General features: G+C 61.9%; 13 protein-coding genes and 1 tRNA gene. 5 read left to right on the top strand and 9 right to left on the bottom strand.

Features of this window, described 5'->3' with window-relative positions; genetic code table 11:
- Nucleotides 1-197: 197 nt before the first annotated feature.
- The 4 genes from HG800_RS22000 to fae form a co-directional block, all read right to left on the bottom strand.
- The gene (locus tag HG800_RS22000) at nucleotides 198-1,457 is read right to left on the bottom strand and encodes a serine hydroxymethyltransferase (protein WP_169979557.1); all 1,260 of its coding nucleotides are present in this window, start codon (nucleotides 1,455-1,457) and stop codon (nucleotides 198-200) included.
- Nucleotides 1,458-2,622: 1,165 nt separating this feature from the next.
- Nucleotides 2,623-3,549: a histone deacetylase family protein gene (locus HG800_RS21995; protein WP_169979555.1), complete on the bottom strand. Its 927-nt coding sequence runs from the start codon at nucleotides 3,547-3,549 to the stop codon at nucleotides 2,623-2,625.
- A gap of 221 nt (nucleotides 3,550-3,770) precedes the next feature.
- Nucleotides 3,771-7,025, bottom strand: coding sequence for a family 16 glycoside hydrolase (locus tag HG800_RS21990; RefSeq protein WP_206352392.1), 3,255 nt, complete (start codon nucleotides 7,023-7,025; stop codon nucleotides 3,771-3,773).
- A gap of 330 nt (nucleotides 7,026-7,355) precedes the next feature.
- A complete protein-coding gene (fae, locus tag HG800_RS21985; RefSeq protein ID WP_169979553.1) occupies nucleotides 7,356-7,904 on the bottom strand; it encodes a formaldehyde-activating enzyme in 549 nt (182 codons plus the stop codon).
- Between the two features lie 1,498 nt (nucleotides 7,905-9,402).
- On the opposite strand from fae, the gene HG800_RS21980 reads away from it, so the two are divergent.
- Nucleotides 9,403-10,641 (top strand): sodium-dependent bicarbonate transport family permease, encoded by a 1,239-nt coding sequence (locus HG800_RS21980; protein WP_169979652.1) that lies wholly within the window; start codon nucleotides 9,403-9,405, stop codon nucleotides 10,639-10,641.
- 733 nt (nucleotides 10,642-11,374) lie between these two features.
- On the opposite strand, the gene HG800_RS21975 is transcribed toward HG800_RS21980, so the two are convergent.
- Nucleotides 11,375-13,021, bottom strand: a complete 1,647-nt coding sequence (locus tag HG800_RS21975) for a PAS domain-containing sensor histidine kinase (protein ID WP_169979551.1) — start codon at nucleotides 13,019-13,021, stop codon at nucleotides 11,375-11,377.
- 1,145 nt (nucleotides 13,022-14,166) lie between these two features.
- Nucleotides 14,167-14,249: transfer RNA gene (locus tag HG800_RS21970), tRNA-Leu, on the bottom strand.
- A 248-nt stretch (nucleotides 14,250-14,497) separates the two neighbouring features.
- Here HG800_RS21970 and HG800_RS21965 point away from each other — a divergent pair.
- Nucleotides 14,498-15,709, top strand: a complete 1,212-nt coding sequence (locus HG800_RS21965; protein WP_169979548.1) for a 2,3-bisphosphoglycerate-independent phosphoglycerate mutase — start codon at nucleotides 14,498-14,500, stop codon at nucleotides 15,707-15,709.
- Nucleotides 15,710-15,797: 88 nt separating this feature from the next.
- Here HG800_RS21965 and HG800_RS21960 read toward each other — a convergent pair whose 3' ends face one another.
- Both HG800_RS21960 and HG800_RS21955 read right to left on the bottom strand, forming a co-directional pair.
- Nucleotides 15,798-16,658, bottom strand: coding sequence for a PDZ domain-containing protein (locus tag HG800_RS21960; RefSeq protein WP_169979546.1), 861 nt, complete (start codon nucleotides 16,656-16,658; stop codon nucleotides 15,798-15,800).
- Nucleotides 16,659-16,662: 4 nt separating this feature from the next.
- Nucleotides 16,663-17,559, bottom strand: a complete 897-nt coding sequence (locus tag HG800_RS21955; RefSeq protein ID WP_169979544.1) for a retropepsin-like aspartic protease family protein — start codon at nucleotides 17,557-17,559, stop codon at nucleotides 16,663-16,665.
- 314 nt (nucleotides 17,560-17,873) lie between these two features.
- Between HG800_RS21955 and HG800_RS21950 the strand changes: the two genes are divergently transcribed.
- The 3 genes from HG800_RS21950 to HG800_RS28295 all read left to right on the top strand — a co-directional run bounded on the left by HG800_RS21950 (nucleotide 17,874) and on the right by HG800_RS28295 (nucleotide 20,784).
- On the top strand, nucleotides 17,874-19,523 hold the full coding sequence (locus HG800_RS21950; RefSeq protein ID WP_315852087.1) for a lipopolysaccharide biosynthesis protein: 1,650 nt from the start codon (nucleotides 17,874-17,876) through the stop codon (nucleotides 19,521-19,523).
- A gap of 227 nt (nucleotides 19,524-19,750) precedes the next feature.
- Entirely contained in the window at nucleotides 19,751-20,215 is a 465-nt protein-coding gene (locus HG800_RS21945; protein WP_169979540.1) for a hypothetical protein, read from the top strand.
- Nucleotides 20,212-20,784, top strand: coding sequence for a cold shock and DUF1294 domain-containing protein (locus tag HG800_RS28295; protein WP_169979538.1), 573 nt, complete (start codon nucleotides 20,212-20,214; stop codon nucleotides 20,782-20,784). Before HG800_RS21945 ends, HG800_RS28295 begins: the two co-directional genes overlap by 4 nt.
- Nucleotides 20,785-20,913: 129 nt before the next feature.
- Here HG800_RS28295 and HG800_RS21935 read toward each other — a convergent pair whose 3' ends face one another.
- Nucleotides 20,914-22,209 carry a DUF1501 domain-containing protein gene (locus HG800_RS21935; RefSeq protein ID WP_169979535.1) on the bottom strand — a complete coding sequence of 432 codons (1,296 nt, stop codon included), beginning with the start codon at nucleotides 22,207-22,209 and terminating at the stop codon, nucleotides 20,914-20,916.
- Nucleotides 22,210-22,298: the final 89 nt, after the last annotated feature.

Below are 22,298 nucleotides of genomic sequence, written 5' to 3'. Positions count from 1 at the left end.
GATGCGGTCAGGTATGAGCGAACTCCCTGGTCGCCTCATAGAGCGTCAGGACGACACAAAACTCAGGATCTTCAGATTGAGAAAGAACGGACTGGCTTGAACGGCGACCGAACGGACAAACTTCAGCGACTCGCGAAAGATTACGGAGTCGAGGCCACCGGATGGCGAAGGAGTCTCGCCATCCGGCGGGGAGAACATCAGACGGTGGCGGGGGCAGGGGTGTCGCTTGGTACCGGGTAATCGCGGGTAAACTCGGCGATCTCTCCCCGGATTCGATGGATGAGGGATTCGTCGTCCGGGGCATCGAGCGCGGCGACAATCCAGGATCCGACCTGCTGAATGGCATCTTCCTTCATCCCTCGGGTAGTGAGGGCGGGGGTGCCGATCCGGATGCCGCTCGGGTCGAGCGGCTTGCGGGGATCGAACGGAATGAGGTTCTTGTTCACGGTGATCCCGGCACGGCCGAGTGCGGCCTCGGCGATCTTGCCGGTGAGACCCTTGGTGGAGACGTCGATGAGGATCAGGTGGTTGTCGGTCCCTCCCGAGATGAGCCGGAAGCCGCCGCGGGCAAGTTCCTCGCCGAGGGCCCGGGCGTTGGCGATGACCTGGGCAGAATAAGCCTTGAAGTCGTCGGACAGGGCCTCGCCGAAGCAAACGGCCTTGCCGGCGATGACGTGTTCGAGGGGGCCGCCCTGAAGGCCGGGGAAGACCGCCATGTCGATCTTCTTGGCCCAGTCGGCGCGGCACATGGTGATCCCGCCTCGGGGGCCTCGCAGGGTCTTGTGCGTCGTCGACGTGACGAAGTCGGCCACTGGGACGGGGTTGGGGTGCAATCCCGAGGCGACCAGGCCGGCGATGTGGGCCATGTCGACCATGAACAGGGCCCCGACGTCGCGGGCAACCTCGGCAATGCGATCGAAATCGATGATCCGGGAGTAGGCGCTGGCTCCGGCCAGGATGAGCTTCGGCCGGTGTTCGTGGGCCAGGCGGGCGATGGCGTCGTAGTCGAGCCGTTCGGTGTCACGATCGACGCCGTAGCCGATGGTCTGGTACCAGCGTCCGGAGTAGTTCAGGGGCATGCCGTGGGTCAGGTGGCCGCCGTGGGCCAGGTCCATCGCCAGCACGGTGTCGCCGATTTCGAGGGCAGCGAAGTAGACAGCCAGATTCGCCGAGGCCCCGGAGTGCGGCTGGACGTTGGCGTGATCGGCTCCGAACAGTTGCTTGGCGCGTGCGATCGCAAGGCGTTCGGTCGTGTCGACGTGCTCGCAACCGCCGTAGTAGCGGCGACCCGGGAGCCCTTCGGCGTACTTGTTGGTGAGGACCGACCCAACGGCTTCCATCACGGCCCGGCTGGTGTAATTTTCCGAGGCGATCAGCTCCAGCTCGTCGCGCTGGCGGCGTTCCTCGGCAACGATGGCGTCAAAGACCTCGGGGTCACGGTCGGAAAGAAACGTCATCCGTGTGCTCCAGCCAAATCGAGTCGGAGAGGAAGTCGAAATCAAAAAGGGCGGTTCTGAGAGATCGTATTATCCCGATCCGGGGGCGACTCGGCACCCTCAATTTGAGGGAGGATCGGAAGCATAGCGTTTGCGCCGGGTGAAGGGCTCGGGCGGAGGATTGGCCTCCCGGTGCGCTGCGGTGCGCTGTCGGGTGCGCTCCCGGTGCGCCGCGTGGCCAGACGAGCATTCGAGCATATTCCCTTATGAGGTATTGTGTTACGACAGATGGCCTCGATTCGTTTCGGGAATGGTGCGGGCGCACTGAGCCATGCGTCCGACCGGGCTTTGATGGGACTGAGGCCGCCCTCTGAGTCGGGATGACGTTTCCGGGACGACAACCACGGCGAGCCTCGACCACGGGTGGGGAACCGTCCTGGTGCGCCGGAAGTGCGCGACCTCGTGCGCCCGGTCTTCTCGGTTCGGCGCGATCAGGGTGCGCAAGTCGGTGCGCCTGGGGTGCGCCGTCGGGTGCGCCAAGAGTGCGCAGACCCTGTGGATCGTATTTGTCTGAGGCTTCGAGGGTTATGACACGGATCATCTGTTCGTTTCGGGAATTCTATGGTGGATCAAGGTTGAACCAAGATGATCAGGGTGGGATCGCGATGACCGAGAGGAACTTTCTGAGGTTGCATTGGCCAAGGTGAGTGGATGCAGGGCATGGCAGTAGGTCGCCGGAACGAAGTCGAGGGACGAGAAGGCGAACCGACTCCAACGATATCATCGAGAATCGGAGCGTCGGCAGTCACTTGAAGATGGCGGAAGTCAGTTGATTTCTCAGGAAGGGATGTGGAGAAGGATTTGAGAGGCCAACCGAAAACGGACCGCCATCGGACTCTGCGCCGTTCTTGCCGGAGGTGCCCGTTGAGGCCAATCAGGGCAATTGCTCGCAACTAGCCCGATCATCCGGACTGTTCATTTCTCAGCAATCCAGTTCAGGGTTGGCAGCATCCGCAAAGGCCACAAGCACGCAAGCATCGGACGGTGGTCCTGGAACTGGGGCAACCGTGGACTTGCTTGAGGCGCCGCGACATAATCGTTCTTGAACCGATGTTCTCCATCTCGGGGCAGCTTGAGGATCGTGACCAGCGGGACAAGGCCCTGGTCCCGCTGGATGGCCGATCGCTCATGCCGGGTCGAACCTTGTCAGGATGCCCTCAATGGCATCGGTGTGGATGCGCCAGGACTGCGGGGAATAGCCGCCTGAGAGCACCATCGCCACGGGGATGCCCCGCTCCCGGGCCATAGTGACCACCAGCAAGTCCCGCTCGGCAAGGTCGTTCCCCGAGAGCCGAAGCCGGGCCAGTGGGTCCCCCTCGAAGGGGTCGGAGCCAGCGTTGTAGATGATCAGATCGGGTCGATGGGCGTCGAAGGAACCGGGCAGGTGGTCCCGGACGATGTCAAGATACTCGATCCCCGACAACCCAGCCGGCACCGGCAATGGCACGTCCACTGGCTCCTTCGGGAACGGGAAGAGGTCGTCCTCGTAAAGGTCGAGGATCGATGCCCACGACCAGTTCCGGAAGACGGAGGCAGTGCCGTCCCCCTGGTGAACGTCGAGATCGACGACCAGCACGCGACCGATTCGTCCCTCCTCATGAAGGATCAAGGCTCCCAGGGGCACGTCGGCATAGGCACTGAAGCCACCGCCCCGGTCGGAACCCGCATGGTGATAGCCGCCGCCGAGGTTGATGGCGACCCCGTGCTCCAGGGCCAGTCGGCAAGCAAGGAGCGTCCCGCCGACGGCATATCGCATGGGACGAAGGACCCGCCGGTCCAGCAACCAGGTGGGAATCCGCCGGACGACGGGCACTTCCAGGATGCGGGCGAGGACTTCGGAGCGGCGTAAGGACCGCAGATATTCCGGGGTGTGGACCTTCAGGAGGTCGGCCTGGGTAACGGGGCTCGGCCTGGTGAAGTCGCTGGGGCGTCTGAGGCCCCGGGCGACGAGGGCGTCATGGATGTGGCGGTATTTCTGGCTATCGAAGGGATGGAGCCGCTCCAGACCGAAGGCCGTGATGTTGAAGCGGGGGTGGTAAATGAGGGGGACCATGACGTTGTGGGCGAAAGCGTGAAGGACTGCCCCCTCACCTCAACCCTCTCCCCCGCGTGCGGGGGAGAGGGAGGCTAAGGTCCGTTCTCAAGCGAGTCGTGATCGCCCGCTTCTCAATCCATTCACCCAAGTGTGGCAAGGAAAGGGGTGGCCTCAGACCGGGTCAGAAGGTCGAAACCCGGTCTGGGCGTGGAGGAACCGCACTCGCGAACACGAACGGGTCAGTCGAACATCTCGGCTTCGCGGTCTCCTCGGGAGAGGAGGTAGGCGAGGAGGTCGAGGATCTCGTCCTGCTCCAGGGTATTGAGCAGGCCCTCGGGCATCATGGAAACGGGGGAGGCCTGCATCTCCTCGATCCGAGAGCGGGCCACGCCTTCGAGGGCGTTGGGTTCAAGCATGTTGGTCATGATCATGAGGTTGTCGGCGTTAAGGTTGACGATCCGACCGGTGACAACCCGGCCGTCGTCGGTGGCGATCATGACGGCGGAGTACTGGTCGCTGACCTCCTTGCTCGGGACGAGGATCGACTCAAGGAGGTCGCGAGGGCTGAAACGCCCGGCAATGCCGGTCAGGTCGGGGCCGACGGCCCCCCCTTCCCCGGCGTATCGGTGGCAGGAGAAGCAAGAGGTCTCGGCAAAGAGACGGCGACCACGGTCGTAGTCGCGTCCGCCTCCCAGACCGTCCTCGATCAAGCCGGTCAGTTCCTCAAGCGACCATTCTTTGACGAACGGGCGCTGAACGGTCGCGATTTTGGCGGCTTCGGGCTGGGCCTCGATGATGGGCTGGAGCGCAACGCGCTCGGCTTCGGTGAGGGCTTCAACGGCCTCGTTCTTGATGTTACGGACGAAGTTGGCGAAGCTCGAACCGCCTCGGTAGTTCGCGGCTTTGAGGAACCAGCGGAAGTAGCGCTCGCGAAGCTCGGGAGTCCAGCCGGGCTGGAGCTTGCGGAGCATCATGGCGTAGTCGATCTGTTCTTCCTGCGTTGGGGCCGCTTCGAGCAAGGCGACAGTCTTGGGCGCGGCGGTCGGCGACTGGAGATAGACGAGCAACCGGCCGAGGTCGGTGTTCAACTCCACGCCGGAACCCGGGTAGACGGCATCGAAGCGGGCGATGAGTTCGGCTCGGGTCCGGTCGTCGGGCGGTCCCATGCGATTGAAGAAGACCGAGTAGACCCGAAGCAAGTCGAGCTTCTCGGAATAGCTGAGTTCATCCCAAGACTGGGCCGCGCGGTCGAGGGCGTCCTGAACCCGCTGCTTCAAGAGCATGTCGACCGGAGGATCGGTCGGGCGGCGGTGGAAGGGGTCAGGAGCCGAGACGCGGACGAGGGCGAGCAGGGCGTTCGTCGCGGCTCGGGGGTCTTCTTCGGCCAGGGCACGATCGGACCAGGCGCCCGGGTCCTGGAACTCGAGGGCCGCCCGGGCGGCGAAGCGAACGAAGCGATCGTCGTGGTCGAGGTTCTCCCAGGCGAGGTCGATGGCGGCCGGATCTTGTCGGCCCAGGAAGGCTTCGAGCTGCTTTCGAAGGGCACGGAGTTCGGAGCCGGAGTCGTCGGCCACGGCGGCGGGGGCAGTCGATTCGTCTCCGTCGTAGGTCACGCGGTAGAGGCCGGACGTGGTCCGACGCCCCCCGACGGCAAAGTACATCGCGCCGTCCTTGGGATTGATGACCAGGTCGGTCAGCGCCAAGGGGGTGCCGGTGATGAATTCCTCGGCGGTGCCGGTGTAGGAGGAGCCATCGGGTTCGAGATGCACGGCGTAGAGCTTCCCGTAGCTCCAGTCGCAGATGTAGAGGGCGTTCTGATACTTCTCGGGGAACTTCGCCCCATAACCGAAGACGATGCCTGTGGGAGAGCCGGGGCCGATGTCGACGGCGGCGGGCAGGCTATCGAGGTAATAGGACGGCCACTTGCCGGTACCGTTGCGCCAGCCGTAATCGGAACCGCTGACGGCATGGTTGACGCGAGTCGGCCGATACCAAGGGGTGTTGATATCCCACTCCATGTCGGCGTCGTAGGTGAACAACTCTCCCTGGCGATTGAAGGCGATGTCGTAGGGGTTTCGGTAGCCGACGGAGATGAGTTCCCAGGTCTCGCCGGCGGGATCGACCTTGTAGATCGCCCCTCCGGGGCCGAGGACGTTGGCCATGAAGCCGTTTCCGTCGGGCATCCGGGGCAAGAGGTGATCTTCTCCCCAGACGGGGGGAACGCGGGTGGCCTGGAAGTTGGTCAGCTGGGTGGCGTTGCCGCAGATGACGAACAGGGCATCTCCCTCGGGGCTGGGGATAATGGCGTGGGGACCGTGCTCGCCGCCGCCCTGGAGCTGGCGAAGCTGCGTGACCGTGTCGAGATCGCCGTCGCCGTTGGTGTCCTGGACCCGATAGAGGCCGCTCTCGTACTGGCCACCTCGGTTGACCATCACGTAGAGACTGTCGAAAGCCCAGAGCAGACCCTGAGCTTCGCCGATGTTCACGTCAATCGGCTCGACGACGACCTCGCCGCCCTCGCCGATCGGGGGGACGGTGACGCGGAACAGCTTGCCGTACTGGTCGGAAACGATGAGGCGTCCTTCGGGATCGACGGCCATCGAAACCCAGGAGCCCTGTGTTTCGGCCGGGACGGAGTGGAGCAGCTCGACCTTGAAGCCGTCGGCGACCTTGAGCAGATCGGCGTCGGTCGCCTTCTGACCGGGAGGGGGAACCTGAACCTTGCGGCGGGCCTTCTTTCGGGCGGGAGCCGCAGCAGCCTGGGCGTCGGCGTCGTCGAAGCGTCGGAGCTTGATGTCCTTGAACTGGACGGTCATGGGAGGACCGGCGTGGACCTGAAGGGCGAGGATTCCTTCCAGCTCACGCTCAGATTCCTGATTGTCGGTGATCTCGGCGACGGTCTTGCCGTTGAGCTTGTGGACGAGTGTGTTGCCTCGGGCGATGATCGTCAGCTCGTTCCAGTCACTGAGGTCGAGTTCGGGGCGTTCGGATTCGGTCCGGCCCTCAACTTTCTTTTCACCGTCCGCGGTGACGACGACGCGCTGGCCGCTCTGAGCCACGATGCCGCGTCCGCGCTCGTCGTAGAGCATTCCGTTGTAGGCGGGGTTCGGATGGATGTCGGCCTGGTAGCCGCCGACGACAAAGCTTCCCGCGTCGGGGAGCTGCTTGCTGCGGTACTGGACGCCGGAATTATTGTCGCCCATGAGGCGGAAGGTAGCTTGCAGCTCGAAATTCCGGACAGGCTCGCCGCGGTGAATCAAGAACTGATTATATTGAAGCGGTGAGTCGGCGGAGGTTCGACCCGTCAACAGGCCGTCTTCCACGGACCAGAGAGCCGGGTTACCCTCCCATCCGGAGAGATCTTTGCCATTGAAGAGGGATTCAAACCCGCCTTCGTCCTGCGTGGGTAGGACGGCTCCTCCCAGAAGGAGAGCCAAGACGACGGCGGCCGACGCGCCGAGCATGGCGGTCGGTCGGGAGAACGGTCGGGACATCGCACGATCCTCGCGCAGAGCGGTGGGTACGGAGACTGGCCCGAATGATCACCAGAGGGAAACCCCGACTCCGGAGCGCTCGTGGGCGGGGCGACGCGGGGGGAGTTGAGGCGGTCCGATCCGGAGAACTCGATCGAAAAAATACGGGCGTTACGGGCCGATCGCGGCATTGCCCGGCCGCGATGCTCCTTTGTTTCATGGTGTCGTACGAATTGGCTTCGCACAAGGTATGAGTGTCCTGAAACGCAAGAGGCTCAGGGGCTCGACCGAGTCAACCGATCAGGCCCCGAATCCCCGAAGGACGATCGCAATTCTGGTGTAGATCAACAATTACAACTCACCGTCGAGCCCGAGGCGGTGATAGAAATGCTCAACCTTGTCTTGATTCTCTAGCAACCAGTCGATGGAAGGTTCGTGCTTCATAGCCTTGCGGATGACCTTGGCCGTGGCCTCGCGGTGGATGCGGAAGAGAGCGTCGTGGTCGAGCGATTCGACGTCAGAAACACTCGGGTCGAGCCAGACGGAATAAATGATTCCGAGATCGTTGACCTTCGCTTTGGGAAGGTCGCCCGCCCGGACGGCGTCGAGCACACCATTGGCGATGGCCGCCTGGACTGTTCCCATCAGGATGTTGGTGTATCGGGCGTTGTTGACCGTGACCTTGCTGACCATTACGGTCACAGGGCGGACCTGGATATCGCTGTTGAGGATGGCGAACACCTTGGTATGCCCCTTCACCTGATCACCAATCAGGTTGGCCAGTGCGTGGCCAACGGGGCCGTCAAGCTCACCGATGACAACCTCGGGCTCGGCGGCCAGATAATCCTCATCGCCTTCGACCAGGGCCTCTCCCGTCCGCATGATAATGCGATCACTCATGGAAACGAAACTCCGATGCTCATCGAACAGCAAGACGTCCCGAGGTTGGACCTGAAGCCCACGCTCCGAGTCACGGGGATCGAATTGTGAGGCCGGTGGACAGTTCTCGCAAGACTCCCCTGTTCGGCCGGGTTGAGTGGATGATGCCCGGACGGATTGCCAACGGACGTCACACCATTTCCAGTCATGACTTCTCGGATTGCGTGGTTTCGAGCGTGAAGGAGCGAAGACCGTTCGATCGCACCTTGACGCGGTGATCTCATCTTCCCTAGATTTGACTTGTGCGCTATTCTCTGAAGCCTCTCCTCCTCCTCCACGGTTTGGACCCACCATTTCATGAGTGGTCGCGTGGTTTTCCTCTGGCTTGCCGTACTCCTCTCGCTGATTAGCGGGAGGGAGTTCGTTGTTGAGCTTGAGGACCACATCCCGCAGACCGTGATCGCCGACGAGTACGTGCTTGGCTGGGAGCGGCCGGTCTCTGGGTCGCCCTCCGAGGGCTCCCAAGCGGGTGTGGAGGAGTCAGTCCTCGCCACTGCGTCGGAATCGGAAGAAGAATCGAGCGGTTCTGGCTCTGACGGACTTGTACCGCTGGCAATTCTCCCGATCGATGCGCATCACCAGGCATCGGCACGTCGTTGCACCATTTCGCCGGTCTGTTCTCGACGGCCGGTAACTCGACTCCGCTGCTAGAGCAGCCCTGATCGCCCCGCGTCAACGCCGTCGTTGATGCGCCCGGCGTCCTTCCTTGCTCGCTCCGCCCCGTCGCGGCCCGCTCGGGGACCGCTGCGTGGGATCGACCATGACACGATCGGTACGCTCGTGGACTCGTCCCGTCGCGTGCCGCGTTTCGACCTGGATTCTCGGTGCGTTGCGTTGGGGCCGTTCTCGGCGTCTCGGGAGCGGCGCGTAGCCTAAACCGATTCGCTTCGGTCGTGCCCATTTCAAGTCAAGGAGTGCTGCGGTGATGATCCGAATGATTCGCTTGCGGAGCCTCGTGGTTGGGGTCTTGATCCTGGTGATGGCAGGAGTGACGGGTGCAAGCCCTTCCCTTGGCGCTGATTTGATCGGGACGGTCAAAGAGGTCGATCGGGACGCCAAGTCGGTGATCGTGGTGCAAGCGGGCACCGGACGCGAGGTCACCGTCACGATCACCCCCTCCACGGCAATCGAAGTTCATGGGCGACAGGGGATCGACCTGGACCACCTGGAGGTGGGGACGAACGTCGTGGTCCACGATGACGTGGTGGCAGCAGCGATTCGAGTCGAGAACGAGGTGATCGGTGTCATCCGCGCCATCGACACCGAGGCCAGAACCCTCGTCATCGAGGAGCAGGGTGCCACCGAACCGATCACCTTCCCCGTTTCGCAAGAGGTGATCGTTCGGCACTTCGGCGGCCAGCGGATCGGGTTTGATGACCTGAGGCCGGGACAGCCCCTAACAGTCGTTCATTCGCAGGGAGTCCCGACGCGAATCACCGTCGAGGACCCTCCGGCCGGGATGGTCGGCGAGTTCTGGGAGAACTTCCGACATAACTTGTTCAAGCCGTTGCTGCTGTTCTTCTACGCCGGCTTTTTGATTCCGCTGCTGGGCGTGAAGTTTGAATTCCCTTATGTGATTTATCAAGGTCTGACAATTTACCTGCTCATTGCCATCGGCTGGCACGGCGGCGAGGAGCTGGCAGAACTTGACAGCTCGTCGATTGGAACGGCCTTGGGCTTCATGGGGGTCGGCTTCGTAACGAACCTGAGCATTGGCCTGCTTGCCTTCGTCATGCTGAGGACCTTGACCCGACTGCGTCGGATCGACGCTGCGACGGTGGCAGGATACTACGGATCGGATTCGGCCGGCACGTTTGTTACCTGCCTCGGCGTGCTCGCCTCGCTGAACCTGGCGTATGCGCCTTATATGCCGGTGATGCTCGCGATCATGGAGATTCCCGGATGTCTCGTCGCGCTGGTCCTCGTCGGAATGCTCCGCAAGCGGGGCATGGATCAGGAGGGGAACACGGCCGACGAGCCAGGCTACTCCCCCGGTCCCGCGAAGCCGCACGATCTAGCTTACGAGCTCCAACACGAACTGGAGGTCGAAGACGAGGAGAAGATGGCCCTGGAACGGGGATACGTTGAGCACGAAGAACACGCTCACGGCCACCATACGGTTCAATCGAGCGTGCAAACCCCTTCCCCCAAAGGACGGCAGCCTGGTCTGTTTAGCAAGGAGTTGCTGCACGAGGTCTTCTTGAACCCCGGGATTTACCTGCTGTTCGCCGGCATTCTGATCGGCTTCGTGAGCCGGTTGCAGGGGACCGACGTGACCAGTCCTGACGACCGCGTCTTCCTTGACTTGTTCCCAGGCCTGCTTTGCCTGTTCCTTCTGGAAATGGGGATGACCGCGTCGAAGAAGCTCAAAGATCTGAAGGTCGCTGGCCCCTCGTTTATTGCCTTCGGCCTGCTTGCGCCAAACGTTTTTGCGTCCATCGGCATCGGAGTGGCGCATGCTTACTCGATGGCCCTGGGCGAACCATTTGATCTGGGGACCTATGCCCTCTTTGCCGTTCTCTGCGGCGCCGCCTCGTACATTGCCGTCCCGGCAGTGCAACGGCTGGCGATTCCCGAGGCCAGCCCGACGCTTCCTCTGGCCGCGTCACTGGGACTGACTTTCAGCTATAACGTGACGATCGGCATTCCGGTCTACATCGAGATTGCCAAGCTCGTCACTCGGACCTGGCCCGTCTGATCCTCGTGAATCAGCGAACCACGGCAAGAGACGCAGGGGTTTCGCACCGCGCGTTGCCTCGAGACACGAGCGACAGATCAATAACAGAAGGCCCGCTGAGTGTCTCTCAGTGGGTCAATATCGAAGGTGGGACTCGAACCCACACTCCCTTGACGGGACCAGATCTTGAGGTCGGCGAAGCGTGTTTTTCTCGCTTTCATCTTGGTTTTCTGACCACACGTTGCGGGAGATCGCTCGACCTGAACTCGTGCTGCATCCAAAGGGAAGGTCGAGTCCCCTCCCGCTCCAGATTTCTTTCCCTGAAAGCGTGATCAGAGCGCTCCATGTCAAGTGCCTGGTCAACTGTCATAGTTATTGGGGAAAGGACGTGATCGTACCTTTTCTTCACCGATCCTCAAGTTCGCCCCGTGCATCCTTCACCCGCTGCGGCGGGATCGTCAGTGGCCTTGCCGAGGTGGGCAAGACTGCCCCGGCGGGGGATCGGCTTCGATCAGCCGCTCCACTTCGTCACCCTGGTGGCGGTGAACGGTGCTTTCCTGAGAGGGGACGATCCGCCCGACCGACGAGGATTTGGACATCGAGGGTCGGCGGCCATACACCGTGCCGAATGAAAAGGAAAGGAATTGTCCACAGTCGCCAGTGGTGGATGCAAGGGGAAGGGGATCTCGGGTGACGACAATCCGAACCTTCTCGTCCAACTTGAGTCGGGCATCGAAGGGATGCGAATGAAAATTCAGTTCTGCTTATACTTGCTGATCGGAATTGATGGGTTGGGTGGGGGGACGACCCCCTGCGGCGCCGAAGGCAGGTTGATTGTGAAGTGCGTTCCCTGACCGGGGACCGACTCCACGGTGATCTCGCCGCTGTGGTCCCGGACAATTCCATAACTGATGCTCAGCCCCAGGCCAGTCCCCTTGCCGAGGGGCTTGGTCGTGAAGAACGGGTCGAAGACCTTGCCCCGGATTGCCGGGTCGATGCCCTGTCCGGTGTCGATGACGTGAATCTCCACGCCTCCGGCGGCGGGCCGGGTCCGCAGGGTCATCGTGCCTCCTTCAGGACAGGCGTCCAAAGCGTTGGTCATCAGGTTGAGGAGGACCTGGTTCACTTTGCCCGGATCGCAGGTGATCGACGGTAATGGGGCCAGGTCTCGCACCACCTCCACACCCTGCTGCGTGGCACGGCCGGCGATGATGTTCACGGTCGAGCGAAGGCAATCGTTCAGGTCGACCTCACTCAGCCCCCCCGAATCCAGGCGGGCGAAGTCCCGGAGATCCTTAACAATTCCCTGAATCCGTTTGAGTCCTTCCCCAGAGCGGTTGATCAACCCCTCGACGTTCGCCAGGATGTAGGGGAGGTCGATCCGATCGGCGTGATCCCGAATGCGGGCCACGAGTTTGGGACACCGCTCATCGAACAGGGCCTCGGCTTCGTGATAGAGCCGCACCAGGTCTCGGAGGTCGCCAAAGTCGCGGCGGAGTACGGCGATGTTGTTGCTGACATAGGCCAACGGGTTGTTGATCTCGTGGGCGACGCCGGCCACCATCTGGCCGAGCGCAGAGAGCTTCTCGGACTGCACCAACTGGACCTCAGCCTGCTTTAACGCCTCGTGAGCCTGGCGTTCGGAGCGGGCGACCTCCTGCAAGCGGAGGTTCTGTGCGCGGAGTTGATCCTCGGCCCGCTTCCGATTGGTGATGTCGTGGGCAACGGCGACGATCAGGCTCTCGTGGAGGAACGGGGTCGCGTTCCAGAGGATCCACTTGTACGAACCGTTCTTGCAGCGGTAGCGATTCTCGAAGGCAATGGTGTCGACGCCCAAGGAAAGCCTCCGGACCTCCGCCAGGGTCTCCTCACGGTCCTCCGGATGGACGAAGCTCAGGAACGGCTCGGCCAGTAGTTCCTCGACGGTGAAGCCCAGCGTGCGTTGCCAGGCGGGATTCAGCCGCTTGAAATAGCCGTCGAGCCCGGCAATGCAGAGCATGTCGAGCGAGAGCCGGAAGAAGCGATCCAGTTCCTCCTGGGCCCGCTTCGGCTCGGTGATGTCCCGGACCACGCAGACGATGAGGTGCTCATCCCCCTCAACCCGACTGCTTCGGACCTCCACGGGGACGTTGGCTCCGTCCTTGCGCCGACCGAGCAATTCGATCCCGGTCGCCTCTCGAATGGGTCGACGCGGAGGCTCTCGGCCGTTGTCCCCCCGGTCCGAGTACAGGAGCCCGTCTGGAATCAGAGTCTCCACGGGACGACCTTGAAGTTCCTCACGGCGATAGCCGAAGAGCGACTCCGTGCCGGGATTGAGCCAAATGATGGTCCCTTGCTCGTCAAGCACGACGAGGGCATCGGGCACGGCGTCGAAGATTGCAGGGATTCTCGAATCGACCATCGATGCCTCCCCGCCCGGGAATACTCAAGAATTCCTGGGAGCGTCGGCGTCTGGGGGAAAGGTTTCCGGACGGCGCTGGCTGTGCCGCTTCCCAATGAATAAAGAGGTGCCCCTTCTTTACAGTCTATGGCCTGCCGAGGAACCATGCCAGTGCCCCACGTTACTTTCGGGTCGGCCTTGCCCCGAGGTGGGCCTCGAACACGCGGGGACATGGCGTCGAACACTCTCGTGAGGAGTCGGTTCGGCGATCACCTGGGTGAAGGTGGTGGGAGCGGTCCCGAAGCACCCGAGGACGAGCGAGATCAGGGCCAGGGCTCGGTGCGACCCTCTGGTCGGTCCGACCGGAGGACTCCGATCGCGCCCCCGGTCGCCATGCGATTGAGGAGCCGGTGGTCAGGCTTTCCCGCACCAAGATGGAAATCCATTTCCAACTGGGGCCGAGGCCTTTTTCGGGAAAAACCTTCAGGTATGTGAGGCGGGGTGATCGTGAGGTCTCCAGCGCGAGCACGCCGGGCCTGCTCTACGTCATCCCGCCAGGCGTGATCGATCCGACCTCGCATCACCTCGGCCGCCGGCCGGTTTACTTTGCAGGTCACTCCCAGCACCAGGGAGCCGGGAGGAATGTCTCTGATTCCCCTCGGGAAGCAATGAACCGGCTCATACGACCGATCTGGCGTCGACCCGATCGCCGTTGAGTCGGATCGCCCCCTTCCCGATCAGGCCGTCCTGGAAATCACCAGGATCCTCTTCATGGACGGGTGGGGAGAGACGTTCGACTTTCACGCCCCCCGCAGCCAACTCGTCATCGCACTGGACCGGGCGGGCGTCCCGCTGGTCAAAGCCAGCTGATTGCCCGCCACTGCACACTCAACCTGTCGGTGAACGCCTCCACTCGCCTTCAGCTCGAAGATCTCGAGTCCAAAGTCGACCGGCTGCCGGCCCCGCCCTCTGTACTCTCCCCGGCCGAAGGGTTTGCAACCGGGCTTGCCCAAACGGCTGACGCCCCGGGACTTCCCGGGTCATCGACCGTCAGCGAGGATGACGGCGAGACGGGCGAAGGAGGAGAAGACGCGACTCGCCGCAAGCCTCTGGAAGGAAAAGGAAAAACACCGGCCGTCATACCTGACGGCCGGTGTCGTCGCGAGTACCGAAGGTGGGACTCGAACCCACACCCCCTTGCGGGGACCGGATTTTGAGTCCGGCGCGTCTGCCATTCCGCCACTTCGGCAAGGCAAGTCAGCGGTCGTAGAAGGACAGAATCGAGAAACGGACTGTTTCCCGAGACGATGTAAGAAATTCTAGCACAACCGACAAGGAATCGGTAGAGGGAGGTTCCCGGTCGTTCCGCAAAACGAAGGGGAGAGGAGCCGAGTTGACCTTGTGGGTCGATGGAGGTCACAATGCCGTCTCACCGGTGCGATTGAACGACCCCTGAATCACCCCAGCGCCGAACGCAAAAAAAAGAGCCCGCACGCGATGAATCAGCAGGAACTCATCAAGCAACTCCGAGACGACAATAAGACCAAGATCGTCATGCTGATTGCTGACGGTCTGGGAGGATTGCCCATCGAGCCGGGCGGGCCAACGGAACTGGAGGAGGCGAATACGCCGAACCTCGATCGCCTGGCGACGGAAGGAACAGTTGGGTTAAGCATTCCAGTCGCTCACGGCATTGCGCCGGGCTCGGGGCCGGGACACCTGGGGCTGTTCGGGTTCGACCCGATCGAATATCAGATCGGCCGAGGCGTGCTCGAGGCGCTCGGGATCGGCGTGGAGGTCGGTCCGCAGGACGTCGCGATTCGGGGAAACTTCTGCACGATTGACGCTGAGGGGAGGGTGACCGACCGCCGCGCGGGCCGGATTCCGTCGGAAGTGGGCGAGACGCTGGTGGCGAAGTTGGCGGAAGGGGTGAAGATCGACGGGGTGGAGACTCTGGTCAAGCCGGTTCGAGAGTATCGCCTGGTCGTCCGATTCCGAGGAGAAGGGCTCGGGGACAAGGTACTCGATACCGACCCGCTCCAGACCGGACTGCACACGTTACAGCCGAAGGCGACCGATCCCGGTTCTGAGAAGACGGCGAAAGTCGCCGCCGAGTTTCTCCGTCAGGCGAAAGAGATTCTCAAGGACGAACAGCCTGCCAACTTTTTGATGATGCGAGGGTTCGCCAAGTTCCCAGACATTGCCACAATGGAGGACGTCTACGGCTTGAAGTCAGCGGCAATCGCGGTCTATCCGATGTATCGCGGTCTGGCGAAGCTGGTGGGCATGACCGTGGTGGAGCCGGGGAAGACAATCGCCGATCAGTTTGCGGTGGCCAAGCAGCAGTGGGGAAATTTCGACTTTTTCTTCATCCACTACAAGTACACCGACAGCACCGGCGAGGACGGCAACTTCGCCGAAAAGGTCAAGGTGATCGAGGCGCTCGACAAGGAATTGCCGGCCTTGATGGCCTTGAACCCCGATGTCGTAATCGTTTCCGGTGATCACTCGACGCCAAGCCGGATGAAGTCGCACAGCTTCCACCCGGTTCCGCTCTTGATCTGGGCTCCGGCGACGGTTCGCCCCGACGAGGTGACGAGCTTCGGCGAGCGCCCGTGCATGAGAGGCGGGCTCGGCCAGATTCTTGCCAAGCACATCATGCCACTGGCGATGGCCCATGCGAACCGGCTTCAGAAGTTCGGTGCCTGAGTCCCGCAGAATGAGACGACCCGAGGCGAGATCAAGGGCTCGCTTCGGGTTGCAAGAAAACGGTTGGATACCGTGAGCCGATCGACGCTCAGAAGCCGGCCTTCGGGGTGATTGAGAGGGAGATCTCCTCGCCTTCTCGACGGACGATCACCGCGACTTCCTGTCCGGGTTCGACTTTTGATGCGGCGGCGTAGGCGTCGGCCACGTTCGTCGTCCACCGGCCGTCGAGCGTGGTCATCACATCGCCGGCCTGAAGCCCGGCAAGGGCAGCGGGAGAGTCAGGAACGACCGAGGCAATGACCACGCCGTCGGGAAACTCGTCCGAGGAGTTTTCCAGGGTGATCCCAAACAGTGCAGCCGGTTCAAGAATGATCCGACGGGCGACCTTGGGGCCCATCATCCGATCGGGGAGTCCGCTGATGAAGTCGCGGATCTCGTGGTCGACCGGCTCGAAGCTCATCACCTTGGCCTGGTAGTCGATCGTCGTCTTGTATCGGGCGAAGAAGGAGTGCCCGACAAGCCCGTCGATCGGCTTGTTGAGCATGCGCCCGAGTGCCGAGACGACCGGGTGATCCATGACGATCACAGGGACCTCTTCGGTGGTCAAGTCGCCGACCTGCATGGAGTCGACCTCAGCTTCTCCTCGGGCCGCAAAGAGGAAGGCAAACGGAGCATTCCCGTCGATGATCTTTGCCTGCTTCGCCGCGTTGTTTCCAATCAGCGTGACGGGGGAACCGACATCGAAAATCAGGTTGAACGGGCCTTCTCCGTTGAGCGAGACGGCAACGAGCATGTGGTTCGAGGGGAGCATCTCGAAGGGGACGTCAACCTTGACTTCGGGCTCCGCAACAACTTGTGGGGTCGGCTCCAAGCACTTTGCCCCCAGGCCAAACAGGAGCAAGGCGGCGGTAGCCATCGCCATCGGCTGGCGTTTTGGTGCAAGGCTCATGGTGTCAAAGTCCCTTTCCGGCGGTGAGGGTCAGTTTCTGAGCGTCGTCATCGGCCTCGCCTTCAGCAGGGACGAGATGAACCTCGACACGATCGCCAGGCTCAATACGCGAGATGGCCGATCGGGCCTCGTCGAGCGATTGAACTGAACGGCCGAGCACCCTCACGAGCCGATCACCAGGGGCGACTCCAGCCTCCTCGGCGGCGGAACCAGGCAAGACTCCGGTCACGAGCAACACTCCGTCGGTCTCGCTGAGTTCAAGCCCGAGGAAGCCTCGGGGAATGAGTTGGTCTTCTGGTTGCTTGCCGACGAAGACGGCCGCGAGCTTGGCCACTCCTCCGAGCAATCCCATCGCCTGGACCTCGGCCGGGGCGTTGTTGCCTCGTCGGCCAGGGTCGGGGAGGTCTCGGGGATTGTAATCAAGCCGGGTCCACGTCATGCGGTCGTCGGTCGGGTCGATCTCAATCTTGTAACGTGCCAGCACATTGAAGCCGAGCATGCCGTCGATGCGCACGCCAGGAAGCCCGAGCGCATTCATGCCCACCAGTTGAAAGATGTCTTCGACCCGAGCCTGAACATCGTCAAGCTCGGCGCCCCCTTCGAATTCAAGACGGTCAATCCGGGTGAAGTAGCGGCGGTCGTTCAGCTTCAGGCCCGAGGATTGAGCCGCTTCTTCCGAGAGGAAGAGGGCCGGGGCGCCGGTATCGACGACAAGATTGAACGGTCCCTTGCCATTGATCCGGGTCCGGACGATGAAGTGGTTCGTCTCGGTCAAGCGGTAAGGGATGCGGAACGTCTGGCCGATCTGGGGGTCTTGCTTTGCCTCGACGACCGAAGACGTCGAGAAAAGGCCGACACTCGCCAGCAGCGTCAGGAGCGAAAATGACCTGGGTCGCGACATCGCCATTTCGTCTCAGAAAGGAAAGGGGTCTTGGTGCGGGCTCAACGGTCGGGTGAACCCATCTATCATAGATGGAACAGCTTCGGTCGAACAGGTCCGGAACGCAGATCGGGACGAAAGATGTTGCATGTCTGATCGCAAGCGGAGAAAGCGATCGCATCTTGTGGAACACTCCCGATGAACTGCTCGATGGGTCCGAAGCAACTGACCTATCCTCCCACTTCGATCACGGCTAAGATATCCGGGCAACACGCCAGCTCCGGCGTTTTCGAGAACGAACCAGGATGTCTCTCGATCGGCGGGGACGGATTCCCGTGAGCTCGACCACGTTGAAGCCGGTGACCCCGCCACCGCCGTCTCCCTCACCTTCGGCGACCGAGTCGGAATCAACCGCTCGGCCCTTACCGCCGATCCTGGGAAAACTTCTCAGCGGCACGTTCTGGCTTGCGCTCCGGACTCCTTTGCAGGCACTCACCGCCTTCTGGAGCGTCCCCTTGATGATCGGGGCGTTTGGTCAGGGGGAATTCGGCGCCTATCGCTTTGCCTGGGGGCTTGGGTTCTTCCAGTTTCTGCTGGAATTTGGGATGAGCTCCGCCTTGCAGCGAGAGGTGTCCGACCGCTGGACGCGGGGGGATCGGGGCGGTGTGGATCGGGCGATCACCTGCGGAACACTCTTTTACGCGGCGATTGCGCTGGTGCAGTCGTTGGTGCTGCTGGTCATCGCGTACGGGGTCATGCCCTATTCGAAGTTCAGCGGCAACGATTACAGCCTGATCGTGAAGCTACTCTGGATCCAGATCTTGACCTCGCCGAGCTATGGCATTGGCGTGGTCGTTTCAAGCATCCTTCAGGCGGCTCGACGCTATGAAGTGCTCCCGCGTTACGAGTTTCTCATCGTCGCGGTCCGGTTTGTCGTTCTGATCGGCGGCATTGCGCTTGGGGCGGGGTTGCTGACGATCGTCATCGCCCAGACCGTCGTCTCGATTGCGCTAAGCTTCGGCCCGGCGCTCTGGGTCATCCGACGCGAGGTGGATTATCGGCCGAAGTTTGTTCGGGTGGGCTTGCGAGACTTCAAGGGATTGGCCCAGCTCAGCGTCTTCATGTTCCTGATCCAGTTGAGCGTGGTGCTGGCCGACAAGATCGACACGACGATTCTTGGTTTCGTACTGGAGGCTCCTGCCAAGGCGGTCTCCGCCTACACGGCCGTCAGTAGCCCCTTCCTGCAACTGAGGCAGATGGGGTGGACCCTTGCCTATTTCGTGATGCCCGCCGTCGCCAGCCTGGCAGCGGCCGGAGATCGTGAAGGACTCGACCGGGTCACGTATGACGGGGCTCGCTTGCATTCAGCGTTTGTCCTGTCGATCGGTGTGATGGCGTTTCTGTACGCTGGTCCGTTCCTGGAACTCTGGATTGGTTCACAGTTTCCAGGGGAAATCCCGGAACTGACCCATTTGATGCGGCTATTTTTGGTCGCCACGATTCCCTTACTGGTCGCGGTCCATGTACAGGTTTGTACAGGACTGGGAAAACTGGCCGTGGTGGCTGTGGCGGCGATCGCGGGAGCGGTGGTCAATCTGCCGGTGAGTTATTTCCTCACGATCCAGCTCGGGGTCGCGGGAGTGATCTGGGGGACGGTGCTGACCACCTTGTTCTCGAACCTGCTTGTCCCAGTGATCTACACCTTCCGAGTGCTTGACGTGAAACCCCGAGTGTATCTGCGACGCACCCTGCTGGCCCCAGCGATGGGAGCCTCGGTGATGGTTGTGACAAGCCTGTTGCTTCAAGGAACCGGATTCTCCGCTGACCCCAACAGTGCCAACTCGGTCATGCGGCTCGTTCCTCTGGCAAGCCATTTGTGCCTCGCGGGATTGGCCTTTGTGGCAGGGTATACCCTCATTCCCGCAGGCCGCTCCGACCTGAAACGGGTACTCTCGCGATTACGAATGCCGGAGACACCCGCCTGAGGGTCGCTGGAGTCTGGGACCGCGGTCTACAATCGAGGCAGATCGGTTCCTCTGCTCGACAAGAAAACAGACCGAGGCCGATGGGACTACGTTCGCTGTGGACGAATTGCCTCGGCTGTGGGAGCGGCATCGCGATGTTCAAACGATCACATGGAATCCCACCGAACGTCCCTCGCATCCGAGTCGATGATCGAGGTAACGGATTTTCGGCGATCCGAGGTCGTGGAGTGTCCGGAAGATGGTTTGTTGGGGCCGGGGTCGTCGGACTGTTGATCGTCTGGGGAGTGCTCTACGGGCTTTTTTCGATCTGGCGGGAGGGTATCGAGGAGCGTATCGCGTTTGGGAAAACTCAGGTGGTTCCGATCGTCGCCAAACTGGCCCTCCTGGAACCGCGAGGGATCGATCAGAAGGACTGGGAGCAGGCCGTCACCGACACTCAGGCCATGCTTGAGGAGGTGGTCGGGACCGGTCGGATGGATCGATCGCGGCTTCAATCGCTGCGGTCGGAACTTGAGCAACACGTGGTCGAGGCCCATCAATCGCCGGAATTGGCCCCTGAGGTCCTTGCCCGGATCTGGGACGAAATGGCGCAGTTGAAACAGTTCCGGGCCGGAACTGAGCGTCCTGAGCTGATCCGAGTGGAGGGCGACCGCCCCAGCTCGTCTGATCATCAGGAGGAGACACGGGGATGAGTCAAGAGGCCCAGGGAGTCGTCGTCTCGTTCGACGATGATCGTGGATTTGGATTCATCCGGACTTCGGCTCTGAAGGAGGACGTATTCGTTCACGTTTCGGCGATCGAAGGGGGTGGTCTCCTGCGTCCGGGACAGCGGGTTCGGTTCTCGGTTGAGCCAGGTGATCGAGGGCCCCGAGCGGTGCGAGTCATTCCGGGATCGGTCGGGTTGACGCCTGCTCGCACGGCAGCCGTGGGACTGCTCGGGTTCCTCGTCGTGGCGACGATCGGCCTGGTCATGATCGGTCTGCCGTGGCAGGTTGCCTGGCTGATCCTCGTAAATGCCGCGACTCTCGCAGTTTGGACCTGGGATAAACATCGAGCGGTGCGAGACGGTCGACGCGTGCCCGAGGCAGTCTTGCTCGGCCTGGCGGCCATCGGCGGATCGGTGGGAGCCTGGATCGGGATTGGCGGGCTTGGTCACAAGCGCCGAAAGTCGCGGTTCGTACTCGCAATGGGTGTCATTACCGGCCTGCAAGGGATTGGGATCTTGTTGTGGCTGCTGGGGGTTTTCCAGGGTTCGTCCTGAGCCTCGATCGGGCGGGTTGACAGAAGGGGATGAAACGAACACGCACCCGCGATCGAAGCAGTTCACTTCCATCGCGGGGGCACTCAGTTTCGCACGATCACACCGCGCGAAGAGTGCGCGACGATCAGATCAGGCGAACGCCTCGGTAATCGGAGTGCCGTTTCGAACAATGGCGACGGGTCGGCCGGTAGGGGTGTGGTATTCGGCCTGAGGATCGATGCCCAGGCAAGTAAAGAGGGTCGCCGCGACATCGTCGGGGGCAATACCGGAGCCGGAGGCAGGTCCAGAACCGGTCTCGTCGCTGGCTCCGATGACGCGGCCGCCAGCGATCCCACCGCCTCCCATGACCACGAACATGGCTCGGGGGAAGTGGTCTCGACCTCCCCTCGGGTTGATTTTCGGGGTGCGGCCGAACTCTCCGGAAACCATGACGAGCGTGGATTCCAGCAAGCCCTTTTGAGCGAGGGCCAGGAAAAGACCGGAAAGGCCGGCGTCGAGTTCGGGGAGATTCCGGGCTTTCAGGCGGTTGAAGTTATCCTGATGCGTGTCCCAACCACCGTGCGAAACTGCGACAAACCGAACACCCGATTCGACCAGCCGTGAGGCGAGTAAACAGCTTTGGGAAAAGGGATCGCGACCGAACAGGCGAGTGACCGATTGAGACTCTCGACTGATGTCGAACGCCTCTCGCGATCGCGGGGAGCTGATGATGTCGTACGCGCGCTGCGAAAAGGCATCGAGCCCGTTGATCAGGTCGCTCGATTCATAACCCGCAAAGGTCTGGTCAATCTGCTGGAGCAAGTTCCGACGCCGGCCCACTTCTTCAACCGTCAATCCTCGTCCGATCGAGATACCCCGCACGTTGAACGGCTGACCGGCTCGGGGGGCATTCTGGGTGCTGAACGGAGCGTATTCGACACCCAGATATCCGGCGACCTGCGGCGTGTTTGGGATGGCCACAAAGGGCGGGATGTCGCGGGGAGAGGCAAGTTCCTTGCTCACCACCGCTCCATAACCAGGAAAGACGAGGGACGGCAGAGGACGGTTGCCGGTGTTCAGGTACTTCGTCCCCAGATCGTGCGCCGCGACGGAGTGACTCACCCCACGAATGATCGTGTAATGGTCGGCGCACTGAGCCAATTTCGGCAGATGTTCACTGATCGAGACCCCAGGAATCGCCGTGGAAATTGTCTCGAATTCGCCTCGAATCCCGTCAGGAGCCTCAGGCTTGGGGTCGAACGTATCGAGATGCGAGGGTCCACCCCCGAGATTGATGTGAATGGCCGAGGTCGCCCGTCCTGCACGCACCTCCCCGGCCTCGGCCAGTCGCAGGAACGTGGAGAGCGTCAGCCCGGTTCCCCCGAGGACTCCGATCTTGAGAAAATCGCGGCGACGGACACCGTCGCACGTCCGGCTCGTAGCCATGAATGGACTCCTCCAGCGAGAACGTTAGGGCAAGGTCAATGACTCGAAAGGATCAGAGAACATCAACGGCCGATTTGAACAGGAAGATG

This window comes from Tautonia rosea (genome assembly GCF_012958305.1).
In the GTDB taxonomy this organism is placed as follows: domain Bacteria; phylum Planctomycetota; class Planctomycetia; order Isosphaerales; family Isosphaeraceae; genus Tautonia; species Tautonia rosea.
This window is presented reverse-complemented; position numbering and strand designations above follow the sequence as displayed.